The organism is Novosphingobium resinovorum (genome assembly GCF_027922145.1).
Classification (GTDB): domain Bacteria; phylum Pseudomonadota; class Alphaproteobacteria; order Sphingomonadales; family Sphingomonadaceae; genus Novosphingobium; species Novosphingobium resinovorum.
Window position 1 is genome coordinate 546,093 of record NZ_BSFC01000011.1, and the last position, 25,505, is coordinate 571,597.

Consider the following 25,505-nt stretch of genomic DNA (forward strand, 5'->3'; position numbering starts at 1 on the left):
ATGGGACGAAAAAAGAGACGCATTGCGGGCGTTGAAACATGCTCAAACCCGACGCTCCACTTCCTCCGCCCGTACTAACGGGTTCAGGTTCGACGGGTCTTGTGGAGCATACCCACAACTCTCAGCCACTTGCTGGCTCCCCGGGGACGGCGCAGTGATAGACGCGCGTATCGGCGGGGTCTAGAGGCTTGAGCCCATGCCGATGCTCTATCGCCTCGACGCGCCCGCGCCGCATGTCGCACGCTCCTTCGGGGCCGAATCCGGCAATGACCCGTGGGACGGCGGCCACGTCGCGCCCGGGCAGTTCGCGCCGGTCATCACGGCTGGGCGAGAGGCGATCGCCGGGCCGAGGCCGCACTATCGCACCCCGCGCCGGATGATCCCGCGCCTCTGGGGCGTACCGCCGCCGCCCTCGGTGCACGAGCAGCGCGGCATCCTGACGGTGCGCAACCTCGACAGCCCGTTCTGGATCGGCAACTTGCGCAACAGCGAGTTCCGCTGCCTGGTGCCCGCCACCGCCTTCATGGAGTGGGGCCGCCCCTCGCCCACGGATGGCAAGCGCCGCCAGTGCTGGTTCGCCTGCGCCGACCTACCGGTCTTCGCCATGGCGGCGGTATGGAAGGACAGCGAGATTCCCTCCTTCGCCCTCCTCGCCTGCGAAGCGAACGCGGCACTGAGAGCAGAGGGGCGAGAGACGATGCCGGTGATCCTCCCACCCGATCCGGCCGTGCAGGACACCTGGCTGCGCGGCGCCTGGGACCGCGCGAAGAGCCTCATCGTGCCTTACTCCTCGTCCCTCATGGAGATGCGCGTGGCGGGCTGAGCCCATCGCTATCCGAGACGCGATCAATCCCATGCCGCATGCTTGTTGCTCCTCCGATAACGATCAACTTTCTCGATCGCAGTAAGGGGAGTGTAAAATGATCGACCAGAACGACGCGGCAAAACTGAACCGACGAACCGCCTTGGGACTGGGCGCCACCGCGCTTGCCGCAGCCTCGCTTCCGGCGGCGGCCGCAACGCCGAAGAAGCGCCTGCTCGATCCCGCCAATGCGGCCGATGCCTCGCTGATCTATCGCAAGCTGCGCTATCGCACGGACGACGGCCTCGTCTTCTCGTGGATCAAGGGTCCGTACATGGCCGCGACGGGCGGCGACCTGATCCCGGTCTATGCGATCAATCTCGGATCGATCCAGCGCATCACGCACAACGCCGACGGCAGTTTCGAGCTGATCGACCTGGAGATCAGCTTCCGCGTCGATATCGACACCGGCCGTCGCCTCACCGACCTCCGCAACCCGATCACGGGAGAGACCGTGAAAGTCGGCGGTCGCGGCCCGATCCCCACGCGCGTGCGGGTTTCGGCGACCAACGAGATCGACATTCCCGACGTCCCGGGTACGCCCCGCTTCGAGCACGTCCACACCCCCGCCGTGCCCTTCACCTTGCGCACCGGCGAGATCGCGGTGCGCGACCGCTCGCACGCCAGAGTGACCGCTCCCGACGGCTCGGTGTCCTATCTGAACGAAGTGAGCACCCTGTCCGCGCCGAGCGCGCTGGTGCTGGACCCGGCGGTCACCAACGTCGACACGCGGGTGCAGTCCAACGACGTGCGCAGCTGGCCGGAATGGCTGCGGATGGGCGATCGCCCCGGTACGCTCAATCTGTTCGGCAACGGCGGCAAGGTGAAGCGCTTCGAAGACCTTCCGGCGGACTGGCACGCCATGCTCGAGACGTATTATCCGCAGATCGCCAAGGACCCCATCGCCGCTCTCGACAAGGCGGGGTAACAGGGCACGCCTTGTCTCAGGCAAGGAAGGTGGCCATCTGCGGTAGATGGCCTCCGCGACCCTCGACACCCTGCTCGGCGAAATCCGCGCCTGCCGCCTGTGCGAGACGGCGCTGGGCTTCGAGCCGCGCCCGTTCGTCGCGGCCAGCCCGTCCGCGCGCCTGCTCATTATCGGGCAGGCGCCGGGCAGCAAGGTCCATGCCAGCGGCATAGGCTGGGACGACGACAGCGGCGACCGGCTGCGCGGCTGGCTGGGGCTCGACAAGGCCATGTTCTACGACACCGCGAAAGTCGCGCAGATGCCCTCCGGCTTCTGCTATCCGGGCAAGGCGAGCGGCGGCGACAAGCCCCCTCGCCCCGAATGCGCCCCGCGCTGGCACGCGCCGCTGCTGGCCGAACTGCCGCAGCGGCGCCTGACCCTGCTGGTGGGGCAGTACGCCCAGAAACGCTACCTGCCGCGCGGCTTCGCGCCCAACCTCACCGAAACGGTGCGACGGTGGCGCGAGGCGCCGGATGGGCTGTTCCCGCTCCCTCATCCGGCGTGGCGCAGCCGGCTGTGGATGGCGAAGCACCCGTGGTTCGAAGCGGAAGTGCTGCCTGACTTGCGCCGAAAGGTGATCGAAGCCGTCGAAGGCTCCCCGCATCAGAACGTATAGGCCACGCCCGCGCCCAGGACCCACTGGTTCGCGCTGCCCCGCAGCGAGGTGAACGGCGTGTCCTTGCCGTCGTTCAGCATGCGCGAATAGTTCGCCACCCCGAACACCGAAAGCCCACCGTCGCGCACGTCGCCGGAGAGATCATAGGCCATCAGCAGCGAGGTGTTGACGCTGTCCCAGCCGCCCTTGGCATTGTAGACCGGCAGCCCGCTCGCAAGGCTTTGCCCCGGATTCACCGAGTAATAGTAGCGCGCGAACTTGTCATCGACACGGCGGGCGCTGACCGCCAGCACCGTGACGACCGCCGGGCTCAGGGGCGTCGTGTAGCTGATCGCGGGGGACCAGACCATGCCCTTGTAGGCGCCGTTCACATCCCACTTCACGTCGCTCGACAGCGTGAGCGTATCGTAGTCGTGCAGCACGCGGTACTTGGTCACGCCCGCGCTGACGCCGACCTCGATAACCGGATCGAGCTTGCCTGCCGCCCGCACGACCTCGTCCCGCACGCGCCGGTTGCGATTGAACGAGGCCGTGACCACCGGCCCCAGCGAAAAGCCGATGCCCGAATCCTTGTCGTCGGGAATGAAGTCCAGCGCCACGCCCGCAACGCGCGGATTGATGTCCACGCCCTTGAAATGGCCGCGCACCAGCGGCACCGGCGAGAGGATGTAGTCATCCGAGCCGCGATAGCTGGGAACATAGACCGCACCGACGCCGACCGTCAGGTAATCGCCGTCGAGGACGTTCTCGGTCGGCTGTTGCTGCGGCGCCTCCTGCGCGATGGCGGGCATCGAAAGAAGGGCGGCAGATGCCGTGCAAATCCGTAAGACAAGGCGTGAATTCATGACGGTCCCCTGAAGATCTTGAGAGACCAACGCTTTGCGGGACCTAACAGTTGCCTCGCTTGGCTTTCAGGCCGACGACTGCCAGTCACGCACCGCCTCGATCGGGTGCACCAGCATCAGGACGTTGAGGGTCAGGTTGTCCCGGATCATGAACAGCGTGAACGCCTCGAACACCAGCGCCAGAGCTACGCTGGCTCGGGGCGGGAGGCGCGCGGCGACAATGAAACCCAGCGCCATCCACCCCACGTCGCTCAGCGAGTTGAGCACGCTGTCGCCGCTGTAACCGTAGCTGATAGTGACTGAACGGTAGCGATCGATGATCAGGGGCGAGTTCTCCAGCAATTCCCAGCCTCCCTCGAAAGCCACCGCCAGCGGCAAGGCCCAGCGCGGCGACAGGACGCGGCCCAGCGCAGTCCACCGCCAGAGCGCACGCGCGATTCCGTAGAAGATGAGCCCGTGGATGACGTGGCTGAAACTGTACCAGTCAGCGATCTGCTGGCTATTCTGGTCGGACTGTACGTCCCCAGCCCAGAATCGCACGACGCCGCAAGGGCAGATGCCCGGGCGGCCCATCGAAAGCTCAACCAGAAGCAGCGCAAGGCCAAGACAAAGCGCCAGCCACGCCGCCGGACGATGCGGCAGCAGGGGCGAGCGTCCCGCGAGGTTCAGGATGCGGCGGCGCCTTCGGGCAGCGTCTCATTGCCGTCGCCGAGGCGGCGCTGCATGAGGAACACGTCGATCCACTGACCGTGCTTCCAGCCCGCCGCCGTCAGCGTACCGACCGGCAGGAACCCCGCCCGCGCGTGGAGCACGACCGAAGCCGGTTCCGAGGCTGCGATCACCGCGAAAGCCTGCCGGAAACCGCGCTTCTCGCACTCGGTGAGCAGTTCCTGAAGCAGCGCGCTGCCGATCCCGCGGTTCAGGCTGTCCTGGCACACGTATATCGTCGTCTCGACGCTGTAGCGATAGCCGATGCGCGGGCCGTAGCGCTGGGCGAAGCCGAAGCCGAGCACGCGGTCGTCGTCGTCGCGCATGACGAGGAAGGGATAGCCGCCCTTGATCAGTTCGCGCATCCGCCGTTCCGATTCCGCCTCGTCAGGTGGTTCGGTCTCGAACGTCGCGGTGCTTTCCAGCACGTAGTGCGCGTAAATCTCGGCTATTGCGGCCGCATCCCCCGATGCGGCGTCGCAAACGGCCAGTTGGCCTGTGAGTTGCCCTGTCATCGTCACGAACATGCAGTAAAGCGAGGGGTCTGCCAAGTTGCAGCAATCGTTCGCAGTGCCTAAACAACGCCGCGATGCAGCAAAAATCGGCCGATCCGGCGTTCTGTGACCTCGCGATACTAGGCGGCGGCCTTGCCGGCGGGCTGATCGCGCTTGCCTTCGCGGCGCGGCGACCGGACCTTCGTGTGGCGATATTCGAGCGTGATCAGCGACTTGGCGGGGACCACGTCTGGTCCTTCTTCGCCAGCGACCTGCCCGAAGGCGGCGAGGCGCTGCTGGACCCCATCGTCGTTGCCCGTTGGGACGATTACGAGGTGCGTTTTCCCGGCACCAGGCGGCACCTAACGACACCCTACCGGAGCGCAACGGGCACAAAGCTCGACGCGGCGGTGCGCGCGGCGCTGCCCGCCGACGCCATCGTCACCGGCTTCGAAGTCGAGCACGCCGACGCCACCAGCGTCACCCTGTCCGATGGTCGCCGCTTCGCCGCCGGGGCGGTGATCGACGCGCGGGGGAGCCGGGGCCTGCCGCACATGACAGGCGGCTGGCAGAAGTTCGTCGGCCAGTCCCTGCGCCTCGCCGCGCCGCATGGGCTGGCGCGGCCGGTGGTGATGGATGCCACCGTCGCGCAGATCGACGGCTACCGCTTCGTCTACTGCCTGCCCTTCTCCGATACCGAGGTCTTCGTCGAGGATACGTACTATTCCGATACCTCCGACCTCGACCTCCCGGCCCTGCGCACCCGCATCGCCGACTATGCCCGCGCGCAAGGCTGGCAGGTCGAGAGCGTTGCCTACGAGGAAACCGGCGTCCTTCCCGTCATCGCCGAGGGGGATTTCGAGGCGTTCTGGCGCGCCGGAAGCCCCCTGCCGCGTGCCGGAACCCGCGCCGCCTTGTGCCATCCGCTGACATCCTACTCGATTCCCGATGCGACAAGATTCGCGCTTTACCTGACCAGCCTCGACAATCTCTCCGGGTCCGCCCTATTGAGGACCAGTCATGACAGGGCCGCACAGCACTGGCGCCAAGGGCGCTTCTATCGAATGTTGAGCAAGATGCTCTTTGGCGCCGCACACGGCCCGGACCGCTGGCGCATGCTGGCGCGCTTCTACACGCTGCCCGAAGGGCTGATCGAGAGATTCTACGCAGGCCGCTCGACCCCGCTCGACATGGCGCGGGTGCTGGCCGGAAAGCCGCCGGTGCCGGTGGGCGCGGCGCTCGCCAGCCTGACCGGACGCGGGCGTCCGCTGGCTGATCTGGGAGCCGTATCGTGAAGAAGGCCTGCGTCATCGGCGCCGGTTTCGGCGGCCTTGCCCTCGCGATCCGGCTCCAGAGCAGCGGCATCGCCACCACCCTGATCGAAGCGCGCGACAAGGTCGGCGGCCGCGCCTACTCCTGGCAGCGCGAGGGCTTCACTTTCGATGCCGGCCCCACCGTCGTCACCGATCCGGAATGCCTGCGCGAGTTGTGGAAGCTCTCCGGCCACGACATCGCCGACGACGTGACGCTGATGCCGGTCATGCCGTTCTATCGCCTCAACTGGACCGATGGTGTCACTTTCGACTACTCGAACGACGAAGGTTCCCTGCGCCGCGAGATCGCCCGCGTCGCCCCCGGCGACCTTGCCGGGTACGAGGAGTTCGAACGCTACGCCGCCGGGGTCTGGCAGGAAGGCTACGTCAAGCTGGGGCACGAGGCGTTCCTCGACTTCTCCAGCATGATCAAGGCCGCACCGGCGATGATGCGCTATCAGGCGTGGCGCTCGGTTTATTCGATGGTCTCGCACTACGTGAAGGACGAGCATCTGCGCCAGGCGCTGTCGTTCCACACCCTGCTGGTCGGCGGCAACCCGATGAGCACCAGCGCGATCTACGCCCTGATCCACAAGTTGGAAAAGGACGGCGGCGTGTGGTGGACCAAGGGCGGCACCAACAAGCTGGCGCAGGGCATGGCGAACCTGTTCGAGCGGCTCGGGGGCACGCTGCGCGTCGGCGACAAGGTCCGGCAGGTCCACACCATCGGCGATCAGGTCACCGAAGTCGAATGCGAGAGCGGCTGGCGCGAACGCTTCGACGCGGTCGCCTCCAACGGCGACCTCATGCATACGTACGCCAGCCTCCTCGGCGACACGGTGCGCGGCAAGGAGATGGCCAGGAGCCTGACCAAGAAGAGCTTCTCGCCCAGCCTGTTCGTCGTGCACTTCGGGCTGGAGGGCACCTGGCCCGGCATCCCGCACCATACGATCCTGTTCGGCCCCCGCTACAAGGGCCTGCTCGACGACATCTTCGAGCATGGCGTGCTGCCGCGCGATTTCTCGATCTATCTCCATCACCCGACCGTCACCGATCCCTCGATGGCGCCGCCGGGCAAGAGCACCTTCTACGCGCTCGTCCCCGTCGCCCACATGGGCAAGCTGCCGATCGACTGGGCGGAAGTCGGCCCGGTGCTGGAACAGCGCGTGATCCGCGAAGTCGGCCGCCGCCTGATCCCCGACATCGAGGACCGCATCGTCACCCGCTTCCACTACGCCCCGCCCGATTTCGAGGCGGACCTCGGCGCGTGGAAGGGCAATGCCTTCAGCCTCTCGCCGATCCTGACGCAGAGCGCCTTCTTCCGCGGCCATAACCGCGACGACAAGCTGAAGAACCTTTACCTCGTCGGCGCGGGCACGCATCCGGGCGCGGGAATTCCCGGCGTCGTCGGCAGCGCCAAGGCCACCGCCAAGCTTATGCTGGAAGACCTCAGGTGAGCCGGGAAGTCCACGCGCTCAATGCCGCATGGGGCTGGACCGGCGTGCACTTCGCCGAGGTCGTCGCGCACAGCCTGATGGGGCACATGCTCGTCACCGACGATGCGGGCGCGTTCCATTACGTCGATCCCGATCTCGGCGAAGTCACCCCGCTCGGCACCGAGGCGGAGGCCAGGGCGCACATGGCCCTGGACGAGACGAAGGCGATCTGGCGCGCGGACGCCCTTGTCGATGCGGCGGTAAAGCGGCTAGGGCCTCCCGCATCGGGCGAGGTCTACAGCCTCACCCCGCAGGCGCTCGTCGCCGGGGACTATGCCCACGAACATCTGGTGCGGATCGATTTCGTCCGCCTCATCCAAATCACGGGTGACCTCGCCCGGCAGACGCGCGATCTTCCGGAGGGCGCGCTGGTTAATATCAAGGTAGTTGACTGACATGAAGCGTCTCGCCGTCTATTGCGGCTCCGCCACTCCCGCCGATCCCCGCTACGTCCAGCTTGCCGCGGACGTCGGCACCGCGCTTGCCACGCAAGGCATCGGCGTCGTCTACGGCGGCGGTCGCCTCGGCCTCATGGGCGCCGTCGCCGGTGCCGCGCTGGCAGCAGGCGGCGAGTGCATCGGCGTCATCCCCGAAGCGCTCACCGGCAAGGACGGCAAGGGCGGCGAAGTGGCCAACTACGATTGCGAACTCACGATCGTGAAGACCATGCACGAACGCAAGGCCAAGTTCACCGAACTGTCCGACGGCTTCCTGGTCCTGCCCGGCGGCGTCGGCACCATGGACGAGCTGTGGGAAGCGGTGAGCTGGGCGCAGCTGGGCTATCACAACAAGCCGGTCGGCGTGCTCAATGCCTTCGGGTTCTACGACGGGCTGCTGGCGTTCAACCGCCACATGGCCGAAGTCGGCTTCGTACGCCCGGCGCACCAGGGTATCCTGCTGGCCGATACCGAACTGGCGCCGCTGCTCGACCGGATGCACGCGCACCAGCCGATCGTGCCGATCGTGAACATGGACCCGAACACGCTGTGATGCGCGTGGCCTGCCGTTCGGGCGAGGGAGGGCTTGTCCCCCCCTCGTTCGTCATTGCGAGCGTAGCGAAGCAATCCAGGGCGGCGTGGCACTGCCCTGGATTGCTTCGCTACGCTCGCAATGACGACGGGTGGGGTGAACGGAAGACCAGCGGCAATGCCGTTTAACCGCGCCGCCCTCGTCGCCGAGGCGCGCGAATCCATCCGCCTCGGGTCGAAGAGCTTCGCCGCCGCCAGCCGCCTGTTCGACCGCGAAACGCGCGAGCGGGTCTGGCTGCTCTACGCCTGGTGCCGCGCCTGCGACGACATCGCCGACGAGCAGGATCACGGAGGCGCCTCCACCCCCGGCAAGCTCGACCCCGAATCGCGCCTCGCCACGATCCGCACCCTCACCGAACTGGCGATGGCCGGGGAAGCGACCGGCTCGCCCGCCTTCGACGCACTCGGCCAGCTCATGCGCGAGACGCCGATCACCCCCGCCATGGTCGAGGACGTGCTCGCCGGCTTCGCGCTCGACGCCGCCGAATGGCGCCCGCGCTCCGAAACCGACATGCTGCGCTACTGCTACCACGTAGCGGGCGCGGTGGGGGTGATGATGGCCGCCGTCATGGGCGTGCCCGCCGACGACGAGAACACGCTCGACCGCGCCTGCGACCTCGGCATCGCCTTTCAGCTCGCCAACATCGTGCGCGACGTGTGGGAAGACGACGCCAACGGCCGCTGTTACCTGCCGGTCGAATGGCTGGTGGAGGCCGACATCCCCCCCGGCGAGATCACCAAGCCGCACTATCGCCACGCCCTCGTCCCGCAAGTCGCGCGCGCCTGCGCGATGGCACGCGAATACGAGGCGTCCGCCCGCGTCGGCGCGGCGAAGCTGGCGTTCCGGCAGCGCTGGGCCGTGCTCTCGGCAGCGGGCATCTACGGCGGCATCGCGCGGGAGGTCGAACGCCTCGGCGCCCATGCATGGGACCACCGCGCAAGGGTGAGCATGCTCCAGAAGCTGCGGCTGATCGCAGGCGCCTTCTTCGAGGCCAAGCGTGAGCCCGTACCCGCGCCGATACCCCGGCCATCGCGCCGCGAACTGGCACGCCTTTCGTCGTCCCGGACGACGTGAAACCCTCTAAGCAATAGACCGGAAACAAATCCGTAGGACCCGGCGTTACCCACGCACACAACTGTTGGGAGCTACGTCCATGCTATTCACCATCGCCGCCATCCTCATCGTGCTCTGGCTGCTCGGCTTCGTCGTGTTCCATGTTTCCAGCGCGCTGATCCACGTGCTGCTGGTGATCGCCATCGTCGTGGGTCTCGTGCAGCTGTTCCGCGGCCGCAGGGTATAAAAAAGCGCGTGCGCCCCGTCAGTGACCGACTGGCGGAGGCGCATTGCGGTAATACTCCGGCGGGTTGAGACGGCGGAACAGCCGTCCGCCCTCCGAATAGAGCACCAGCACCAGCGCGATGAGCCCGCAGATCACCATGGCCGCCATGATCGGCCGCGCGGTGCCGTCGTAAGCCTGTCCGATCAGCGACCCCAGCGTCGCCCCCAGCACCATCCGCACGAACGCCATGACCGAGGCCGCCGCCCCCGCGATCCGCGCGAAGGGCTGCAGCGAGATCGCCTGGAAGTTCGAGCCGATGAAGCTGAGCATGCACATCGACAGCGTCATCAGCGGCAGGAAGGTCCACAGCCCCTCGCCCCGCATCGCCAGCACGAGGTGGATGCTCCCCAGCACGATATACCCCAGCAGCGCCGCGTGCGACACGCGCCGCGCGCCGAAGCGTTCGACGATGCGCGCGTTGGCGAAGTTGGTGCAGGCCATGACCAGCGCCATGCAGCCGAAGATCACCGGGAACATCGTCCCCGCTCCGAAGTGCTCGCCCACCAGCTGCTGCGCGCTGTTGATATAGCCGAACAGCGCCCCCTGCACGAAGGCCGCGCCGAGGAAATAGCCGAAGGCCGCCCGCTCCTTCAGCGCCAGCCCCATGTTGCCCGCGATCACGCTGAGCCTTACCGGCTGGCGGAAATCGGGGTGCAGTGTCTCGGGCAGGCGCATCCACGCCCAGGTGAAGACGCAGGCCGCCAGAACGCCCATGATCCCGAATATCCAGCGCCATCCCGCGAACAGCAGCACCGTCTGCCCCAGCATCGGCGCGATCATCGGCACCACCATGAAGGTCATCGCGATCAGCGACTGGCTGCGCGCCATGCGGTCGCCCTCGAACCGGTCGCGCAGGATGGTCATCGGCATGACGATCATCGCCGAGGTCACGAAGCCCATCACCCCGCGCGCGATCAGCAGCAGCTCGAAACTGGCCGAAACCGCGCAGACCATGGAGAGCAGCACGTAAGTCGTGATCGCCGTCAGCACCACCGGGCGCCGCCCGAAGCGGTCGGCCAGCGCCCCGGGAAACAGCGAGCCCAGCCCCGAGCAGATCAGGAACACGCCGACGATCAACTGCCGCTGGTTGGGATCGGCAAGATGCAGGTCGGTGCTGATCGCGCCGAGCGCGGGCAGCATGACGTCGATCGCCAGCGCTTGCAGGGCCTGGAAAGAGGCCATCATGACGACGAATTCCAGCTCCCCCATCGGGAACTTCTCGGAGCGTGGTGCGGGGGAGGTCATGCGCTGGCGCATGCCGCACTTGGCATTGGATGGCCAGTGAAATCCCGCTCCGGATGGCGCATTCGGCCCGAACAGCGCTATATGATATCACATGTTTTCGCAGGACGATCATCGCCCCGGATCGGGAGAGGACGAGGCCGACGGCCTGCGCAAGATCATTCACGTCGACATGGACGCCTTCTACGCCAGCGTCGAGCAGCGGGACGATCCCTCGATCCGGGGGCTTCCCGTAGCGGTCGGCGGCTCGTCCGGGCGCGGCGTGGTGGCGGCGGCGAGCTATGAGGCGCGCAAGTTCGGCGTCCGCTCGGCAATGCCCTCGGCCCGCGCCGTTCGCCTTTGCCCGGACCTCGTGTTCCGCAAGCCGCGCTTCGAGGTCTACCGCGAGGTCAGCCAGCAGATCCGCGCGATCTTCCTCGACTATACCCCCCATGTCGAACCGCTCTCGCTCGACGAGGCCTATCTCGACGTCACCGCCGACCTCAAGGGCATCGGCTCGGCCACCCGCATCGCGCAGGAGATCCGTCGCCGGATCAGGGCCGATACCCAGCTGACCGCCAGCGCCGGGGTGTCCTACAACAAGTTTCTCGCCAAGCTCGCCAGCGACCAGAACAAGCCCGATGGCCTCTGCGTCATCCGCCCCGGCGAGGGCGCGCAGTTCGTCGCCGGGCTACCGGTGCGCCGCTTCCACGGCGTCGGCCCGCGCGGGGCGGAGAAGATGGCGCGCCTCGGCATCGAGACCGGCGCCGACCTTGCGGGCAAGGACCTCGCCTTCCTGCGCGCCAACTTCGGCAGCTTCGCCGAGTACCTGTTCCGCGCCGCACGGGGCGTCGACTTGCGCCAGGTACGTGCCGATCGCCCGCGCAAGTCGGTAGGCGGCGAGCGCACCTTCTTCGAGAACATCGAGGACCCGGGGGCCCTGCGCGAAACCATGGACCACATCGTCGATACGGTGTGGGAGCGCATCGAACGCTCCGGCGCGCGCGGGCGGACGGTGACGATGAAACTGCGCTACGCCGACTTCCAGACCCTCACCCGCGCCCGCTCGCTGCATCATTTCGTGGCGGACAAGGCGGAGTTCTCGACGATCGGCCATGCCTTGCTGGAGGACCACTTGCCCCTGCCCCAGCCGATCCGCCTGATGGGCCTGACGCTTTCGGCGCTGGAGCAGCGCGAGGAAGACGCGCGGCCCGCGAAGGACGGGCAGTTATCGCTGTTGTAGGAATCCTCCCTGTCCCGAAGGAATGGGGAGGGGGACCGCTCGCGTAGCGAGTGGTGGAGGGGGAGAACCCCTCCGTCAGCCCTGCGGGCTGCCACCTCCCCATCGCTGCGCGACAGGGAGGATAAGCGGCCCCAAAAAATGGAAGGGCGGCCCCTGAGGACCGCCCTTGACCGGGGACACAATCACTAAACCCGCGTCCGCCCCACAAGTTCCCGCCATAATTGACGGCCGGAGCGGGCTCTGGTTGGCGGAACGAGCCACACCCCGGCCGGGCGACCCGAAGGCCGCCAAGGGCGCTTCAGTCGTTCGGGATCACCCAGCGGATGGTCCCGTCGTAAGTCCCTGCAGCCCTGCCGCCGGTGGCATCGCTCGCCGCATCGAAGCGGGCGCGCCGGGTCACGTTGCGGCAGGTCGCCGCATCGAGGCCGGGAAAGCCGCTCGACTGCGTGACCGTGCAGCCCGACACGCGGCCATCGGCATCGATGGCGAGGCGGAAGCGCACCGTCCCGGTATTCCCTGCACGAATGTCGGCGGTCGGGTAGTCGGCAGTGGTGACCCAGCCCGCGACATTTCCACGCGGCCGGGCGACCTTGGGCGTGAAACGGGCCGCCGGTTCGCTCGGCGCGGTGGAGGGCAGCACGAAGTCGCTGCTGAACTCGGTTGCGCCGCTTACCGGCATCGGATCGACGGTGACGCCGGTGATCGCGGCCTTGGGCGTGATGTCCAAGCGCGGCAGCGGCGCGCTGATCGGCATGTCGCGCACCAGCTTCTGGTCCGGCTCTGCGGTCGGAGGTGGCGGCAGGTCCGGGGTGACGGGCTTGGTGGGGAAGAACTCGCTGGCAAGGTGCGGCGGCTTCTCCTTCTCGAAGAAGGTCACCGCGAAACCGTTGATCAGCGCCAGTGCCAGACCGCCCTGGATCAGGACGACGACACCACCAGTCAGGGCCTTGCGTGTACTTCCGGAATTCCCGTCGACATAAGACATGGGCTTCTCCTCAACAGCGGCCCGTATCCTGCCGTTCACCGCAGGTACGGCACCGGTCAGCGAGAAGATAACACAGTCATAATTCTTGCAAATTACTTTTTACTAAACATGCCAAGTATTTAACAGGGCGCCCACATGATCAGCGTGGTTAGCATGCGCTGCATTGCAATAGCGTGCGAAATCAACGCGCGCCTGCGAGTGCCTTCTGGCGGCGACGCTGCACCGAACTGCCGAGCCCGATCGCCTCGCGGTACTTGGCGACGGTACGCCGGGCGAGTTCGAAGCCCTTGCCCTTCAGCAGGTCCACCAGCGCGTCGTCGGACAGGATCGCCTTCGCATCCTCGGCATCGATGAGCTGACGGATCGCCGCCTTGACCGCCTCGGCCGAGGCCCCGCCCTCGCCGTCCGCCGAGGCGACGCCCGAACTGAAGAAGTACTTCAGCTCGTAAGTCCCGCGCGGGCAGTTGAGGAACTTGTTCGAGGTCACGCGGCTGACGGTCGATTCGTGCATGCCGATCGCTTCCGCCACCGCGCGCAGGGTCAGCGGCCGAAGGTGCGCGACACCCTTGCGGAAGAAGCCGTCCTGCTGCTTCACAAGTTCGGCCGCAACCTTGAGGATGGTCTTCTGCCGCTGGTCGAGCGCCTTGATCAGCCAGTTCGCATCCGCCAGCTTGTCCGACAGCCACGCGCGCGACGCCTTGTCGTCGCACTCGCCTTTCATTTCCACGTAATAGCCGCGATTGACGATCAGCCGCGGCAGCGTCGCCTGGTTGAGCGCGATGTCCCAGCCGCCATCGCTGCGCGCCGTCACCAGAATATCGGGCGTCACCGCGCCGCTCGGCTCGCCGCCGAAGCGCAGGCCTGGCTTGGGGTCGTAGCCGCGCAGTTCGGCGAGCATGTCGGCGAAATCCTCGTCGTCCACGCCGCAGATGCGCTTGAGGCGGGGCAATTCGCCCTTGGCCAGAAGGTCGAGATTGTCGATCATCTTGGCCATGAGCGGGTCGTAGCGATCCGCCTCGCGCGCCTGCAGGGCAATGCATTCGGACAGGCTGCGCGCACCGACGCCGGTGGGGTCGAGCGCCTGGACCAGCGCCAGCCCTTCCTCCATCTCGCCGGGATCGACGCCGAGGTCGCCCGCAAGTTCGGACAGGCTCACCGGCAGGTAGCCCGCCTCGTCGAGCTGGCCGATGATGTAGCGCGCGACGCCCTCGGTGAAGGGATCGCGCGCGACCGCGCCGACTTGCGCTTCGAGGTGTTCGGCCAGCGTGCCGCCGAGGGCCGCGCGTTCGTCGATGCCGGGGCCTTCCTCGCCGCCCGATGCTCCGCTGAGCCGCAGGTCCGCGCCCCATGTCTCGTCGCGGACGGCGCCGTCGCCGGTGTCGCGGTCACGGTCGAGAGCGCCGGTATCGATGTCGAGCGGGCGATCGTCGGCAGCGCGGCCCTCGCCGATCAGGCGATCCACGCCGGACGTCTCCAGCGCCGTTACGCGCGCCTCGGCGGGTGCCTCCACCGTCTCGGCGGCAGGCGCCTGCGCGCCCACATCGAGGAGCGGGTTGGCGTCGAGCGCCTCTCCGATGAAAGTCTCGATCTCGAGGTTGGACAGCGCCAGCAGCTTGATCGCCTGCTGAAGCTGCGGCGTCATGACCAGCGACTGGCTCTGCCTGAGATCGAGGCGCGGCCCCAGCGCCATCGATCAGAGGTCCGTGCTGTGATCCTTCGACAAGCTCAGGATGAGCGGGAAAAGGAAATCCACCCCCACCCCCGCTCGTGCTGAGCTTGTCGAAGCACCTGCACCACGATTGGCCCCGGCACGCCGAAGAATCACAACGTGAAGCCTTCGCCCAGATAAAGGCGCCGCACGTTCTCGTCCGCCACCAGCGCTTCCGGGCTGCCGGCGAAGAGCACCTGGCCGCCGTAGATGATGCAGGCGCGGTCGACGATGTCGAGGGTCTCGCGCACGTTGTGGTCGGTGATCAGCACGCCGATGCCGCGCGTCTTGAGATCGCGCACGAGGTCGCGGATGTCCGAGATCGAAAGCGGGTCGATGCCCGCGAACGGCTCGTCGAGCAGCATGATCGAGGGCTTGGCGGCCAGCGCGCGGGCAATTTCGCAGCGGCGGCGTTCACCGCCCGAGAGCGCCATCGCCGGGCTGGTGCGCAGGCGGGTCAGGCCGAATTCGTCGAGCAGGCGGTCAAGTTCGGCCTGACGCACGTCGCGGTCGGGCTCGTTGAGTTCAAGCACCGCGCCGATGTTCTGCTCCACCGTCATGCCTCGGAAGATCGAGGTTTCCTGGGGCAGATAGCCCAGACCCAGGATCGCACGGCGGTACATCGGCAGGCGGGTCACATCGACGCCGTCCATCAGGATACGCCCGGAGTCGGGCCGGACCAGCCCCATGATCGAGTAGAAGCACGTCGTCTTGCCCGCGCCGTTCGGCCCGAGCAGGCCCAGCACTTCGCCCTTCGCGACCGAAAGCGAAATGTCGGTGAGCACCGCGCGCTTGTCGTAGCTCTTGGCGATCGAGATGACCTCCAGCCCGCCACGCTCCGCCAGAAGTGCGGAGTCGGTGGCTGCGGGGCCGTGATCCTGCTGAAATTCTGCCGTCATCGCCGGGCACTTACCGCAGGCAGGCACGCCCCCGCAAGACGGCATTTCCGCTTAGGCGACGCGACTGGCAGGATTCGTGCATGACTCGGGGGAAATCGGACTGCGGAGCCCTTCGCACTTGCGGAATCTGGAACTGAACTTGTCATGAACGCCTTTCGGTGATGTACTCAGCATCAAGAGGTCGAGGAGAATCGCCCTTATGGACAGGATGACGGACCATGCAGCGCACCAGCCGGTGCGAGGTTCCAGTTCCCACCCCGAGCAGTCGCACTCGGGATCATACGGCGGACCCGTGACGGATTCGCCAATTGCAGGCGCTCAGGTCAGCGACTGGCGCCGCAAGATGAGCGACCACATCGCTTATGCGCTGCTGGTCTACACGGCGCTGCAGATCTTCGTTACCATCGGCGCGCTCAAGGCGCATGGCGGCTCGCTGTTGCCGTACTTCGCGCTGGTGATCCTCGTCGTCGCCATCATCCCGGCATGCCGCCGCTTCGAAGCGCGCTGGAACGGGCTGACCGACGAACAGGCGCACGACCCGGCCCTCGCACCTTATTACCGGCGGGACCGGCTGGCGCTGTGGCTTCTGGCGATCGGCCTGCCTTTCGCCCTCACCGCGCTGTTCAAGGGACTGGCTCTGCTCTTCGCCTGAATTCCTGACCTCCCCCCTGCCCCACCTCTTCGTCATTGCGAGCGCAGCGAAGCAATCCCGGGCAGTCTTGAGCCGCTCTGGCTTGCTTCGCTGCGCTCGCAATGACGAGAGCGCGGATAACTCCCGTTTGCCCTTCGCCTGCACCGCGACTAGGGCAAGGCCGCAAGTTCGGCTTTTTATCGGGAGTTTCACAGGTCATGCTCAGTCCGGATCAGGCAAGGGACCGCGCGCTTGACCTCGTGGAGCGCGCCCGCCGCGCCGGGGCCGAGACCGCCGACGCGGTCTATGGCGCCAGTTCCTCCGAAGGCATACAGGTCCGCCTCGGCAAGCTGGAGGAAGTTGAACGCTCCGAAAGCGAGCACATCGCGCTGCGCGTCTTCGTGGGCAAGCGCTCGGCCAGCATCGGCTCGTCCGACCTCTCCCCCGCCGCGCTCGACGAACTGGCCGCCCGCGCCATCGACATGGCCCGCGCCGCGCCCGAGGACGCCTATGCCGGCCTAGCCCCCGATGAACTGCTGACGCGCGGCCCCTGGCCCGAGCTCGACCTGATCGACGCGCACGAACCCAGCCCCGAGGCCCTGCGCGAAGCCGCACTGGAGGCCGAGGACGCCGCGCGCGCGGTATCCGGCATCACCAATTCCGACGGCGGCACCGCCAGCTTCGGGCACGGCGTCTTCGCGCTCGCCACCAGCCACGGCTTTTCCGGCGCCTACGGCTCGACCAGCCATTCGCTGAGCGCTTCGGTCGTCGGCGGCGACGGCTCGGACAAGCAGCGCGACAATGCCTGGCGCAGCACGCACCACCATGCAGACTTGCCCTCCCCCGCCGAAATCGGCCGCCTTGCCGGGGAGCGCACCGTCGCCAAGCTCGGCTCCGGAAAGCTCAAGAGCGGCGCCATGCCGGTGATCTTCGACCCGCGCGTGTCCAGTTCGCTGGTCGGCCACCTGCTCGGCGCGATCACAGGCAGCGCCATCACGCGCCGCTCCAGCTTCCTGCTGGAAAAGCTGGGCGAACAAATCTTCGCCCCCGGCATCCTGATCGCCGACGATCCGCACACCCCGCGCGGCCTGCGCTCGCGCCCGTTCGATGGCGAGGGCCTCGCCACCTCGGCGCGCAATATTGTCGAGGACGGGCGCCTGACCGGCTGGCTGCTCGATTCGGCCTCAGCGCGGCAGTTGAACCTTGCGCCGACCGGCCACGCCGCGCGCAACGGCGGCGGCGCCCCGGGCGTATCGACCGGCAACGTCCACCTCGCGGCGGGGACGCTGTCGCCCAAAGAACTGATGGCGGACGTGAAGGACGGGGTCTACGTGACCGAACTGATCGGCCAGGGCGTCAACGGCGTCACCGGCGACTACAGCCGCGGCGCCGCGGGCTTCCGCATCGTCGATGGCGAGTTGGCCGGGCCGGTGGCGGAGTTCACCGTGGCGGGCAACCTCCTGCGCATGTTCGCTCAGCTGACGGCGGCGAACGACCTCGAATGGCACCGCGCGATCAACGTGCCGACGCTGCGCGTGGACGGGATGACCGTGGCGGGGGATTGATTCCCTCGCCTTGCACTTCGTCATTGCGAGCGCAGCGAAGCAATCCAGAGTCGCGCAAGCCGCCCTGGAGTGCTTCGCTGCGCTCGCAATGACGAAGTCTGGCCGAAAACAGCCGGGCACGCGCGATTTCGGATCCGGCGGGATAGCGATGGCTGGAAGGTCAAACTGGAGCGGGCGAAGGGATTCGAACCCTCGACCCCAACCTTGGCAAGGTTGTGCTCTACCACTGAGCTACGCCCGCTCTGGCGTTTGACGGACAGTGCGATGAAGACCGCTTCCGTCCGGGTGGAGGGGCCACTAGCAGCGGTTCGCGACCTCTGCAAGAGCCCCACGTCACAAAAAATGCGTCACAAATTTTACCGAGCCTTGCGCAGCCCCAACACAAGGCTGATCGCGCCGAGCATGACGAGGATCGCGAAAGTGTCGGCGACGAGGTCCATCAGTTCCGCATCGCGGTGGAGCGCGGGGATCATCTGCACCACCTCGATCCCCGCGCCGAGCAGCACCAGTCCTGCCGCGATTGCCAGCTTGGGCACGCGCGGATAGCCGAGCACGCCCAGCACCGCGAGCGTTGCGAAAGCCATCATATGCTGGAACTTGTCGCTGGGCTCACCGGGAAAGTGCGGTGGATGCGGCAGCACGGCCATCGTCACCGCAAAGACCAGCGCCAGCCAGAAAAGGATTCGGAAGAGGTTCTGCATGGCACCACTATCGTGGTGCGGCGCAGCAAATTCAAACTGAACTTGCCCGATCCCGGACGCGCAGAACACCGTCGGTCCCTTGAGGCCGGTCCTTTGCAGGAGGTAGTTTTGCGATGTGGGAAAACTGGAGCGGGCGAAGGGATTCGAACCCTCGACCCCAACCTTGGCAAGGTTGTGCTCTACCACTGAGCTACGCCCGCTCTGGCGTTTCGAAAAGGCCTGCTGGAAAGCGGCCCGTCCGGTGTGGAGGCGGCCCACTAGCAGCGGTTCGAAAGGTCGGCAAGCATAAAAGACAAAGTTTTTGCGACAGCCTCGGAAACGGGCCGAATTGGCGCATTCTCCCTTCACAAACGCGCGCGAAAGGCCAATCTAGGGAACTGATTTTTCGTAATTGGAGCACGAATCTTGGCCAGCATGGGTCTCAACCTCGACGAGCAGAAGGCCGTGGACCGGTTCCGCAAGGCGGTCGCCGAACCTTCGATGACCCAGCTCGTGATCCTGGACTTCTGGGCCGAGTGGTGCGGCCCCTGCAAGGCGCTGACCCCGGTGCTGGAAAAGGTCGCCGCGGAATACGCGGACAAGGGCGTGCTGCTCGCCAAGGTCAACGTCGATGAGGAGCAGTTCATCGCCGCGCAGTTCCGCGTGCAGTCGATCCCGACCGTCTACGCGATCTTCCAGGGCCAGCCGGTGGCGGACCTCACCAGCGCCCGCACCGAATCGCAGCTCAAGGGCATGCTCGATCAGTTGCTCGCCAAGCTGCCGGTACAGCCGGGCGGCGCCGAACCCGCGCCCGACCTCGCCCCGCTGATCGCCATGGGCGAGGAAGCGCTGGCCGAGGGTGACGGCGAACGCGCCGCGAGCATCTTCATGCAGATCCTCGAGATGGCGCCCGACAACGGCGAAGTGCTTGGCGGTCTGGTCCGCGCTTTCGTCGCCGCCGGGCGGATCGAGGAAGGCGAGCAGGTTCTCGATTCGCTGGGCGAACCGCTCTCCACCGACCCGCATGTGGAGCGCGCGCGCGGCGTGCTGGCACTCGCCAAGGACAAGCCCGAGGACAGCGAACTGGCCGCCCTGCGCGCCGCCGCAGCCGAGCGCCCCGCCGACATGGAAGCGCAGTTCGCCTTCGCCGGTGCCGCCTTCGCCGCCGGTGAGCGCGACGGCGCCGCCGAAACGCTGCTGCGCATGATCACGGCCGACCGCGAATGGAACGAGGGCGCGGCCAAGGCCAAGCTGCTGCAAATCTTCGAAGCGATCGGCCTCGAAGACCCGTGGGTTTCGGCCACGCGCCGCAAGCTCTCGACCGTCCTGTTCGGCTGACGCGGTTGGCGCGGATCACCATCTTCCCGCTGACCGGCGCGGTGCTCTACCCGGGACTGCAACTGCCGCTCCACATCTTCGAGCCGCGCTACCGCGCGATGGTGAGCGACGCCCTCGCACGCGACCGGCTGATCGGCATGATCCAGCCGCAGAAGGGCTTCGAGGGCGCCCCGCTCTTCGCGGTGGGGTGCCTGGGCCGCATCGGCGATGTCGAGGCGCTGGAAGACGGCCGCTTCAACATCATCCTCGACGGCGAGAAGCGCTTCCGCGTGCTGCGCGAACTCGACGTGACCACGCCGTTCCGTCAGGTCGAGGCGGAACTGCTGGAGGAGCCCGAGGAAGTGCTCGCCCCGATCGAGCGCGCCAGCTTCGAGCGCGAGGCGAAGCGGTTCGCGCAGGCGCAGGGCTATGTGGTCGACTGGGAGCAGGTCGGGCGGCTCGACGACATGTCGCTGATCAACGGCGTCTCGCAGATCGCGCCGTTCGATCCGGCCGCCAAGCAGGCGCTGCTGGAAGCCTCGGGGCTCTCGGCGCGGTGCGAGTTGCTGGTGCAGCTGATGCAGTTCTTCGGCCGCGCGGGCGATGGTGACGAGGATGGGGCGACGTTGCAGTAGCTTCTACCTCGTCATTGCGAGCGAAGCGAAGCAACCCAGGGCAGTGTTACGCCGCCCTGGGTTGCTTCGCTTCGCTCGCAATGACGAAAAAACGCATCAAACCGTATCGAACACATACCCCAGCGAACGCACTGTGCGCAGCGGGTTGCCCGCACCCACGCCCTTGAGCGCCCGGCGCAGGCGGCCGATCCACACGTCCACCGTGCGTTCGTCCACCGGCGGCTCCTGCTTGCCGAGCGCCGAGATCAGCTGCGTGCGGCTGAATACCCGGCCGGGGTGCTCGATGAAGTAGCGCAGCAGGCGCAGTTCGTTGGGCATGAGCGAGATCGGCGTGCCCTGGAAACGCGCCTGGAACGCAGCGACGTCCACCATCAGCTCGCCCTGCGTGACGACGCGGATGCCCGCGCTGTCCTGCTCGCCGAGGTTGGCGCCGAGCACCCGGTCGAGCAGGGCATTGCGCGTCAGCGGGCCGACCATGTAGTCGTCCGCGCCCATGCGCAAGGCACGCTTGCGATCCTCCTGGTTGTCCTCCTCCAGCACCATGGTCACGTGGGCATGGACGGTCAGGCTGTCCGCGCGCAGGCGGCGGCACAGTTCGAGGCCGGACATCTCGGGCAGCACCCAGTCGATGAAGACCCACAAGGCCCCCTCGATCAGCGGTAGTTCGGCAAAGTCGGTCCAGCGATGCAGCATGACGTCGAACTGGTCATGCCGAAACGGCGCGAGCCCACCCGAAAGTTCGCTCGCCAGCAATATGTCGATCCGCCGCATCGCCCCGTTGTCCGCCTTTTCGAGATAGTCTGCCCCCAGGGTCAGGACCCTTCGTACGCGCGGCTTTTGCCTCCCGAGTGTGACGACCCGGTGACATATCGGTGACATGGCAGTGAATTCGCAAAACCGGCCCCGACGCCGGAAACAATCGGGAAATATCGCTTATCAACAAGCCGCTTGGCACTTGTCATCGAATTGACCCGCAACCGTCACGCCGCCGCAACCGCCTGCTGTCATAGGCCCCGAAATCGCAGGGAATTTGGGGACGAACGACCATGCGCGAGCAGATCGAAGACTTCATCGGACGTGGCAACAACAGCGGGATTCCCGCCTGGCTTGACCTTCCCGATCCCAAGGGCTTCCGGCCCAAGCGCAAGTACCGCACGATCTGGATCTCGGACATCCACCTCGGCACGCGCGGCTGCAACGCGAACATGCTGGTCGACTTCCTGCGGGCGCACGAGTGCGAGACGCTCTACCTCGTCGGCGACATCGTCGACGGCTGGCGGCTGCGCAAGGGCTGGTACTGGCCGGACGCCCACAACGAAGTCGTGCGCCGCATCCTCAAGATGGCGCACCGCGGCACCCGCGTGATCTTCATCGCCGGCAACCACGACGAGATGCTGCGCGACTATGCGGGCCTCAGCTTCGGCGGCGTCGAGCTGGCGCTGGAATACGTCCACACCACCGTCGACGGCCGCCGCCTGCTGGTGACGCACGGGGATGCCTTCGACGGCGTGGTGCTCTACCACAAGTGGCTCGCGTTCCTGGGCGACCAGGCCTACTCGATGCTGCTGCGCGCCAACATCGTGTTCAACGCCGTGCGCCGCCGCTTTCACATGCCGTACTGGTCCCTCTCGGCCTACATGAAGAAGAAGGTCAAGAACGCCGTCCAGTTCATCGGCAGCTACGAGGAAGCCGTCGCCAACGAGGCCACCTCCCGCGGGTTCGACGGCGTCGTCTGCGGCCACATCCACTGCGCCGAAATCCGCGAATTCGGCGGCATCACGTATTACAACGACGGCGATTGGGTCGAAAGCTGCACCGCACTGGCGGAAGACTTCACCGGCCACATGTCCCTGATCGACTGGGTCAAGGAAACCGGCGGCCACACGATCGCCGAAACGGCCGCCGAGGAGCACGCCGCAGACAAGGAAGCCACCCCGGAGGCCGTATCGTGAAGCTGGCCCTGGCAACCGACGCCTGGTTGCCGCAGGTCAACGGCGTCGTCCGCTCGCTCACCTCGACCGTCGAACACCTCACTGCCCGCGGGCACGAGGTCGAGACGATCACGCCCGACCGCTTCCTGACGATGCCGATGCCGGGCTATGCCTCGATCCGGCTGGCGATGGCGCCGCGCTTCGGCGTACGCCGGATGCTCGACAAGGCGGCGCCGGACATCGTCCACATCGCCACCGAAGGCCCGATCGGCTGGGCCGCGCGCGGCTGGTGCCTGGCGCGCGGGGTGCCCTTCACTTCCGCCTTCCACACGCGTTTTCCCGAATACTGCGCGGTGCGCACCGGGCTCTCGGCCGAGTACTTCTGGCCGATCCTGCAGCGTTTCCATGCGCAAAGCCAGGCGGTCATGGTCTCCACCCGCAGCCTCGCCGCCGAACTGGAAGAACGCGGCATCGGCCCGACCCGCGCGTGGAGCCGGGGCATCGACCACGCCATGTTCCGCCCCGACGGCCCGCGCCTTGAAGAGATGACCGCGCTGAAGGCGATGCGGCCCGGTCCTGTCCTGCTCAATGTTGGCCGCGTCGCGCCGGAGAAGAACCTCGAGGCCTTCCTCGACCTCGACGTGCCCGGCAGCAAAGTGGTGGTCGGAGACGGCCCTGCGCTCGACAACCTGCGCCGCCGCTATCCGCACGTGCTGTTCCTCGGCGCACTGTCGGGCGAGGCGCTGGCCTCTGCCTATCGCAGCGCCGACTGCTTCGTGTTCCCCAGCCTGACCGACACCTTCGGCCTCGTCGTCATTGAGGCGCTGGCCTGCGGCACTCCGGTGGCAGCGTACCCGGTGACCGGGCCGATCGACATCCTCGGCCCTGACGGACGGGGCGTGGACCACCGTGTCGGCTGGGCGGCGGGCGCAGTCGATACCTCGCTCGCCCGCGCGGTCGAGGGCGCACTGACGGTGGAGCGGACCGACGCCGCCGCGCTGGGCTCGCTCTATTCGTGGGAACGCGCGACGGACCAGTTTCTCGCCGCGATCGAGGGCGCACTGGAGAACGCCGAACGCAGGTTGAGGTCGGCGGCCTGACATCCCTTGCGCCGTCATTGCGAGCGTAGCGAAGCAATCCAGAGCGGTGTGAAACTGCCCTGGATTGCTTCGCTGCGCTCGCAATGACGAAGGTAGTGGGGCCTACCTGAACCCGAGACTGCGCGAGATCGCGGCGGCCTCGTCCCGCACCAGCCGGGCGAGGTCTTCCAGCCGCCCGGCCGCACGCGTACTGGGCGCGGCGATCACCAGAGCGCCCACCACACCACCCGCCGCATCACGCACCACCGCCGCCGTGCCGGTGACACCCTCGGCGGCCTGATCGACGGTCTGCGCATAACCTGCCGCACGGGCCTGCTCGACCACATCCGCAAGCACGGCGGGGTCGATCTCAGTCCCCGGAGCCAGCCGCGCCGGCGCCACCCGCTTCAGGTACGTCTCGACCGCTGCAGGTGAGCACGTGGACAGCAGCACCCGACCCGCCGCCGTCGCATAGAACGGCCGTCGGTCACCGATCGACACCGTATAGCGCACCACATTGCTGCTCTCGACAAGGTCCACATAGGTGATCATCCCGTGATCCTGGTCGCCCACCGCCAGCAGCACCGTCTCCCCGCTGCGTGCGGCCAGCCGCCGCATCCCGTCGCGCACGAGGTCGGAGCTTTGCAGCCGCCGCCGCGCCTCGGTCAGCGCGCTGCCAAGGCCGAAAGCGCCCGGACCAAGCCGCCACGCCCCTTCGGTCGCGACGACGAGGTCTTCGTCCGCCAACCCGCGCAGCAGTGCCGCAAGGCTGCTCTTGGGGGTGCTCAGGCGCCGGCTGAGATCGGCCAGCGACACCGGCTCGGTGCTGACGCAGAGCGCTTCGAGCAGGCGGATGACCCGGGTGACCGACTGCGGCGACCCGCCCCGGCGCTCGCCGTCCTTCTCCGCATCCTCGATCACGCACGCCCTCACTGGAAATGCGGGAGAACCTCCCGCGCGAAGAGCCCGGCATAAGCGAGGAAGCGCTCCGCCGGAAGGCCGGGCGGCATCATCATCGTGAATTGCTCGACCGGGGCCTTTTCCAGCAGGCGGTGGAAGTAGGCGACCGCCTCGGACGGGGTCAGGATCTGCAGGATGCCGCTGGCCTTGAAGGCATCGAGGCTCATCGGCTGGATCGTCGGACCGTCGAGGCCGATGGCCTTGTCTTCGTTCATCCAGGCGCCGTAACTGTTGTTGACGTGGTGGAAATGGGGCGCCAGTTCCTCCAGCGCCGCCGTCTTGTCCTCGGCAACGACCAGCATCAGGCCCTGTATCCAGATGCGTGCATCGGCCTGGCTCTTGCCCGCCGCTTCCAGTTTCTCGCGGTAGAGCGGCCAGATCTCGGGATTGCCGAAGTAGCCATCGCCGTGCCGCGCAACCCGCTCCATCGCCTTGGGCGCGAAGCCGCCGATGTAGAGCGGGATATGCCCCCGGGTTGAGAGCGGTGAGGCTTTGGCGCCGTGGAGGGTGAAGAAGCCGCCTTCGAAGTCTACCGTCTCGCCGGACCAAAGGCGGCGCACGATCTCCAGGAATTCGTCGAACCGGGCGCCGCGCTTGGTGAAATCCAGCCCGTGCGCCGCGTACTCCCGCGCACGATAGCCGATCGCGAGCCCCAGTTGCAGCCGTCCGCCGGACAGACTGTCGAGCACCGCGCAGTCCTGTGCGAACCGCAGCGGCTCGTAGAGAGGGGCAAGCGCGATGCCGGTGCCCAGCCGCATCCGCCGCGTGCGTGCAGCCATCGCGGCGAGCGCCACCAGCGGCGAGGACATGTAGCCGTCCTCGGCGAGATGGTGCTCGGGCACGAAAGCGCCGTCGAAGCCCAGCGCTTCGGTTTCCGCAACCACGTCGAGGATTTCGGCGTAGAGCGCTTCGGGCGGGCGGCGCCACGGGGCCGGATTGCGGAAATCGTAGAGGTAGCTGAACTCCAGCCTGCCGGTCATGC

At 67.0% G+C, this 25,505-nt stretch carries 27 protein-coding genes, 2 tRNA genes and 1 riboswitch; of the genes, 16 read left to right on the forward strand and 13 right to left on the reverse strand.

The window, feature by feature from the left end; genetic code table 11:
- Positions 1-42: 42 nt before the first annotated feature.
- Positions 43-153: riboswitch (TPP riboswitch) on the reverse strand.
- A 43-nt stretch (positions 154-196) separates the two neighbouring features.
- From PKE80_RS07485 to PKE80_RS07495, 3 genes are all read left to right on the forward strand, one after another.
- Positions 197-823 carry an SOS response-associated peptidase family protein gene (locus PKE80_RS07485; RefSeq protein WP_271181945.1) on the forward strand — a complete coding sequence of 209 codons (627 nt, stop codon included), beginning with the start codon at positions 197-199 and terminating at the stop codon, positions 821-823.
- A gap of 97 nt (positions 824-920) precedes the next feature.
- On the forward strand, positions 921-1,790 hold the full coding sequence (locus PKE80_RS07490; protein WP_271181946.1) for a DUF1838 family protein: 870 nt from the start codon (positions 921-923) through the stop codon (positions 1,788-1,790).
- A gap of 46 nt (positions 1,791-1,836) precedes the next feature.
- Positions 1,837-2,445 carry a uracil-DNA glycosylase family protein gene (locus PKE80_RS07495; RefSeq protein WP_271181947.1) on the forward strand — a complete coding sequence of 203 codons (609 nt, stop codon included), beginning with the start codon at positions 1,837-1,839 and terminating at the stop codon, positions 2,443-2,445.
- On the opposite strand, the gene PKE80_RS07500 is transcribed toward PKE80_RS07495, so the two are convergent.
- The 3 genes from PKE80_RS07500 to PKE80_RS07510 all read right to left on the reverse strand — a co-directional run bounded on the left by PKE80_RS07500 (position 2,433) and on the right by PKE80_RS07510 (position 4,513).
- Positions 2,433-3,236: a MipA/OmpV family protein gene (locus tag PKE80_RS07500; protein ID WP_271181948.1), complete on the reverse strand. Its 804-nt coding sequence runs from the start codon at positions 3,234-3,236 to the stop codon at positions 2,433-2,435. The two genes, PKE80_RS07495 and PKE80_RS07500, sit on opposite strands and share 13 nt — an antisense overlap.
- Positions 3,237-3,356: 120 nt before the next feature.
- Positions 3,357-3,932 carry a DUF2585 family protein gene (locus tag PKE80_RS07505; protein WP_370424428.1) on the reverse strand — a complete coding sequence of 192 codons (576 nt, stop codon included), beginning with the start codon at positions 3,930-3,932 and terminating at the stop codon, positions 3,357-3,359.
- A 23-nt stretch (positions 3,933-3,955) separates the two neighbouring features.
- Positions 3,956-4,513, reverse strand: a complete 558-nt coding sequence (locus PKE80_RS07510) for a GNAT family N-acetyltransferase (protein WP_271181949.1) — start codon at positions 4,511-4,513, stop codon at positions 3,956-3,958.
- A gap of 74 nt (positions 4,514-4,587) precedes the next feature.
- On the opposite strand from PKE80_RS07510, the gene crtY reads away from it, so the two are divergent.
- From crtY to PKE80_RS07540, 6 genes are all read left to right on the forward strand, one after another.
- Positions 4,588-5,787, forward strand: coding sequence for a lycopene beta-cyclase CrtY (gene crtY / locus PKE80_RS07515; RefSeq protein WP_271181950.1), 1,200 nt, complete (start codon positions 4,588-4,590; stop codon positions 5,785-5,787).
- Entirely contained in the window at positions 5,784-7,262 is a 1,479-nt protein-coding gene (locus tag PKE80_RS07520; protein WP_008829803.1) for a phytoene desaturase, read from the forward strand. Before crtY ends, PKE80_RS07520 begins: the two co-directional genes overlap by 4 nt.
- Positions 7,259-7,696, forward strand: a complete 438-nt coding sequence (locus PKE80_RS07525) for a hypothetical protein (RefSeq protein ID WP_271181951.1) — start codon at positions 7,259-7,261, stop codon at positions 7,694-7,696. Before PKE80_RS07520 ends, PKE80_RS07525 begins: the two co-directional genes overlap by 4 nt.
- A 1-nt stretch (position 7,697) precedes the next feature.
- Positions 7,698-8,291: an LOG family protein gene (locus tag PKE80_RS07530; protein WP_008829805.1), complete on the forward strand. Its 594-nt coding sequence runs from the start codon at positions 7,698-7,700 to the stop codon at positions 8,289-8,291.
- Positions 8,292-8,447: 156 nt separating this feature from the next.
- Positions 8,448-9,404 (forward strand): phytoene/squalene synthase family protein, encoded by a 957-nt coding sequence (locus tag PKE80_RS07535; protein ID WP_271181952.1) that lies wholly within the window; start codon positions 8,448-8,450, stop codon positions 9,402-9,404.
- Positions 9,405-9,483: 79 nt separating this feature from the next.
- Entirely contained in the window at positions 9,484-9,630 is a 147-nt protein-coding gene (locus PKE80_RS07540) for a lmo0937 family membrane protein (RefSeq protein ID WP_008829807.1), read from the forward strand.
- A gap of 18 nt (positions 9,631-9,648) precedes the next feature.
- Here the strand turns inward: PKE80_RS07540 and PKE80_RS07545 are convergent, their stop codons facing one another.
- Positions 9,649-10,914 carry a multidrug effflux MFS transporter gene (locus PKE80_RS07545; RefSeq protein ID WP_271181953.1) on the reverse strand — a complete coding sequence of 422 codons (1,266 nt, stop codon included), beginning with the start codon at positions 10,912-10,914 and terminating at the stop codon, positions 9,649-9,651.
- A gap of 91 nt (positions 10,915-11,005) precedes the next feature.
- On the opposite strand from PKE80_RS07545, the gene dinB reads away from it, so the two are divergent.
- Positions 11,006-12,133: a DNA polymerase IV gene (gene dinB / locus PKE80_RS07550; protein ID WP_271181954.1), complete on the forward strand. Its 1,128-nt coding sequence runs from the start codon at positions 11,006-11,008 to the stop codon at positions 12,131-12,133.
- A 298-nt stretch (positions 12,134-12,431) separates the two neighbouring features.
- Here the strand turns inward: dinB and PKE80_RS07555 are convergent, their stop codons facing one another.
- The 3 genes from PKE80_RS07555 to lptB all read right to left on the reverse strand — a co-directional run bounded on the left by PKE80_RS07555 (position 12,432) and on the right by lptB (position 15,725).
- A complete protein-coding gene (locus PKE80_RS07555) occupies positions 12,432-13,118 on the reverse strand; it encodes an energy transducer TonB (RefSeq protein WP_271181955.1) in 687 nt (228 codons plus the stop codon).
- A 181-nt stretch (positions 13,119-13,299) separates the two neighbouring features.
- A complete protein-coding gene (gene rpoN / locus PKE80_RS07560; RefSeq protein ID WP_271181956.1) occupies positions 13,300-14,808 on the reverse strand; it encodes an RNA polymerase factor sigma-54 in 1,509 nt (502 codons plus the stop codon).
- 131 nt (positions 14,809-14,939) lie between these two features.
- Positions 14,940-15,725 carry an LPS export ABC transporter ATP-binding protein gene (gene lptB / locus PKE80_RS07565; RefSeq protein ID WP_271181957.1) on the reverse strand — a complete coding sequence of 262 codons (786 nt, stop codon included), beginning with the start codon at positions 15,723-15,725 and terminating at the stop codon, positions 14,940-14,942.
- Positions 15,726-16,068: 343 nt separating this feature from the next.
- Between lptB and PKE80_RS07570 the strand changes: the two genes are divergently transcribed.
- Together PKE80_RS07570 and PKE80_RS07575 are read left to right on the forward strand one after the other, a co-directional pair.
- The gene (locus tag PKE80_RS07570; protein ID WP_172705148.1) at positions 16,069-16,377 is read left to right on the forward strand and encodes a hypothetical protein; all 309 of its coding nucleotides are present in this window, start codon (positions 16,069-16,071) and stop codon (positions 16,375-16,377) included.
- A 197-nt stretch (positions 16,378-16,574) separates the two neighbouring features.
- Positions 16,575-17,921 carry a TldD/PmbA family protein gene (locus tag PKE80_RS07575; protein WP_271181958.1) on the forward strand — a complete coding sequence of 449 codons (1,347 nt, stop codon included), beginning with the start codon at positions 16,575-16,577 and terminating at the stop codon, positions 17,919-17,921.
- A gap of 166 nt (positions 17,922-18,087) precedes the next feature.
- On the opposite strand, the gene PKE80_RS07580 is transcribed toward PKE80_RS07575, so the two are convergent.
- The 3 genes from PKE80_RS07580 to PKE80_RS07590 all read right to left on the reverse strand — a co-directional run bounded on the left by PKE80_RS07580 (position 18,088) and on the right by PKE80_RS07590 (position 18,822).
- Positions 18,088-18,162, reverse strand: a tRNA-Gly gene (locus PKE80_RS07580).
- A 115-nt stretch (positions 18,163-18,277) separates the two neighbouring features.
- Positions 18,278-18,622 carry a VanZ family protein gene (locus PKE80_RS07585; protein WP_271181959.1) on the reverse strand — a complete coding sequence of 115 codons (345 nt, stop codon included), beginning with the start codon at positions 18,620-18,622 and terminating at the stop codon, positions 18,278-18,280.
- A gap of 125 nt (positions 18,623-18,747) precedes the next feature.
- Positions 18,748-18,822: transfer RNA gene (locus tag PKE80_RS07590), tRNA-Gly, on the reverse strand.
- Between the two features lie 214 nt (positions 18,823-19,036).
- On the opposite strand from PKE80_RS07590, the gene PKE80_RS07595 reads away from it, so the two are divergent.
- Both PKE80_RS07595 and PKE80_RS07600 read left to right on the forward strand, forming a co-directional pair.
- Positions 19,037-19,939 carry a tetratricopeptide repeat protein gene (locus PKE80_RS07595; protein WP_271182147.1) on the forward strand — a complete coding sequence of 301 codons (903 nt, stop codon included), beginning with the start codon at positions 19,037-19,039 and terminating at the stop codon, positions 19,937-19,939.
- A gap of 5 nt (positions 19,940-19,944) precedes the next feature.
- The gene (locus tag PKE80_RS07600) at positions 19,945-20,553 is read left to right on the forward strand and encodes an LON peptidase substrate-binding domain-containing protein (protein WP_008830163.1); all 609 of its coding nucleotides are present in this window, start codon (positions 19,945-19,947) and stop codon (positions 20,551-20,553) included.
- 96 nt (positions 20,554-20,649) lie between these two features.
- On the opposite strand, the gene PKE80_RS07605 is transcribed toward PKE80_RS07600, so the two are convergent.
- Complete coding sequence (locus PKE80_RS07605) at positions 20,650-21,324, reverse strand: response regulator transcription factor (protein WP_271181960.1); 675 nt, start codon at positions 21,322-21,324, stop codon at positions 20,650-20,652.
- A gap of 275 nt (positions 21,325-21,599) precedes the next feature.
- Here PKE80_RS07605 and PKE80_RS07610 point away from each other — a divergent pair, with 275 nt between their 5' ends.
- Positions 21,600-22,505 (forward strand): UDP-2,3-diacylglucosamine diphosphatase, encoded by a 906-nt coding sequence (locus PKE80_RS07610; protein WP_008830165.1) that lies wholly within the window; start codon positions 21,600-21,602, stop codon positions 22,503-22,505.
- Positions 22,502-23,584, forward strand: coding sequence for a glycosyltransferase family 4 protein (locus PKE80_RS07615; protein WP_271181961.1), 1,083 nt, complete (start codon positions 22,502-22,504; stop codon positions 23,582-23,584). Before PKE80_RS07610 ends, PKE80_RS07615 begins: the two co-directional genes overlap by 4 nt.
- A 102-nt stretch (positions 23,585-23,686) precedes the next feature.
- Here the strand turns inward: PKE80_RS07615 and PKE80_RS07620 are convergent, their stop codons facing one another.
- Both PKE80_RS07620 and PKE80_RS07625 read right to left on the reverse strand, forming a co-directional pair.
- Positions 23,687-24,484 carry an IclR family transcriptional regulator gene (locus PKE80_RS07620; RefSeq protein WP_271181962.1) on the reverse strand — a complete coding sequence of 266 codons (798 nt, stop codon included), beginning with the start codon at positions 24,482-24,484 and terminating at the stop codon, positions 23,687-23,689.
- An 8-nt stretch (positions 24,485-24,492) separates the two neighbouring features.
- Complete coding sequence (locus PKE80_RS07625; protein ID WP_271181963.1) at positions 24,493-25,503, reverse strand: LLM class flavin-dependent oxidoreductase; 1,011 nt, start codon at positions 25,501-25,503, stop codon at positions 24,493-24,495.
- Between the last annotated feature and the right edge of the window lie 2 nt (positions 25,504-25,505).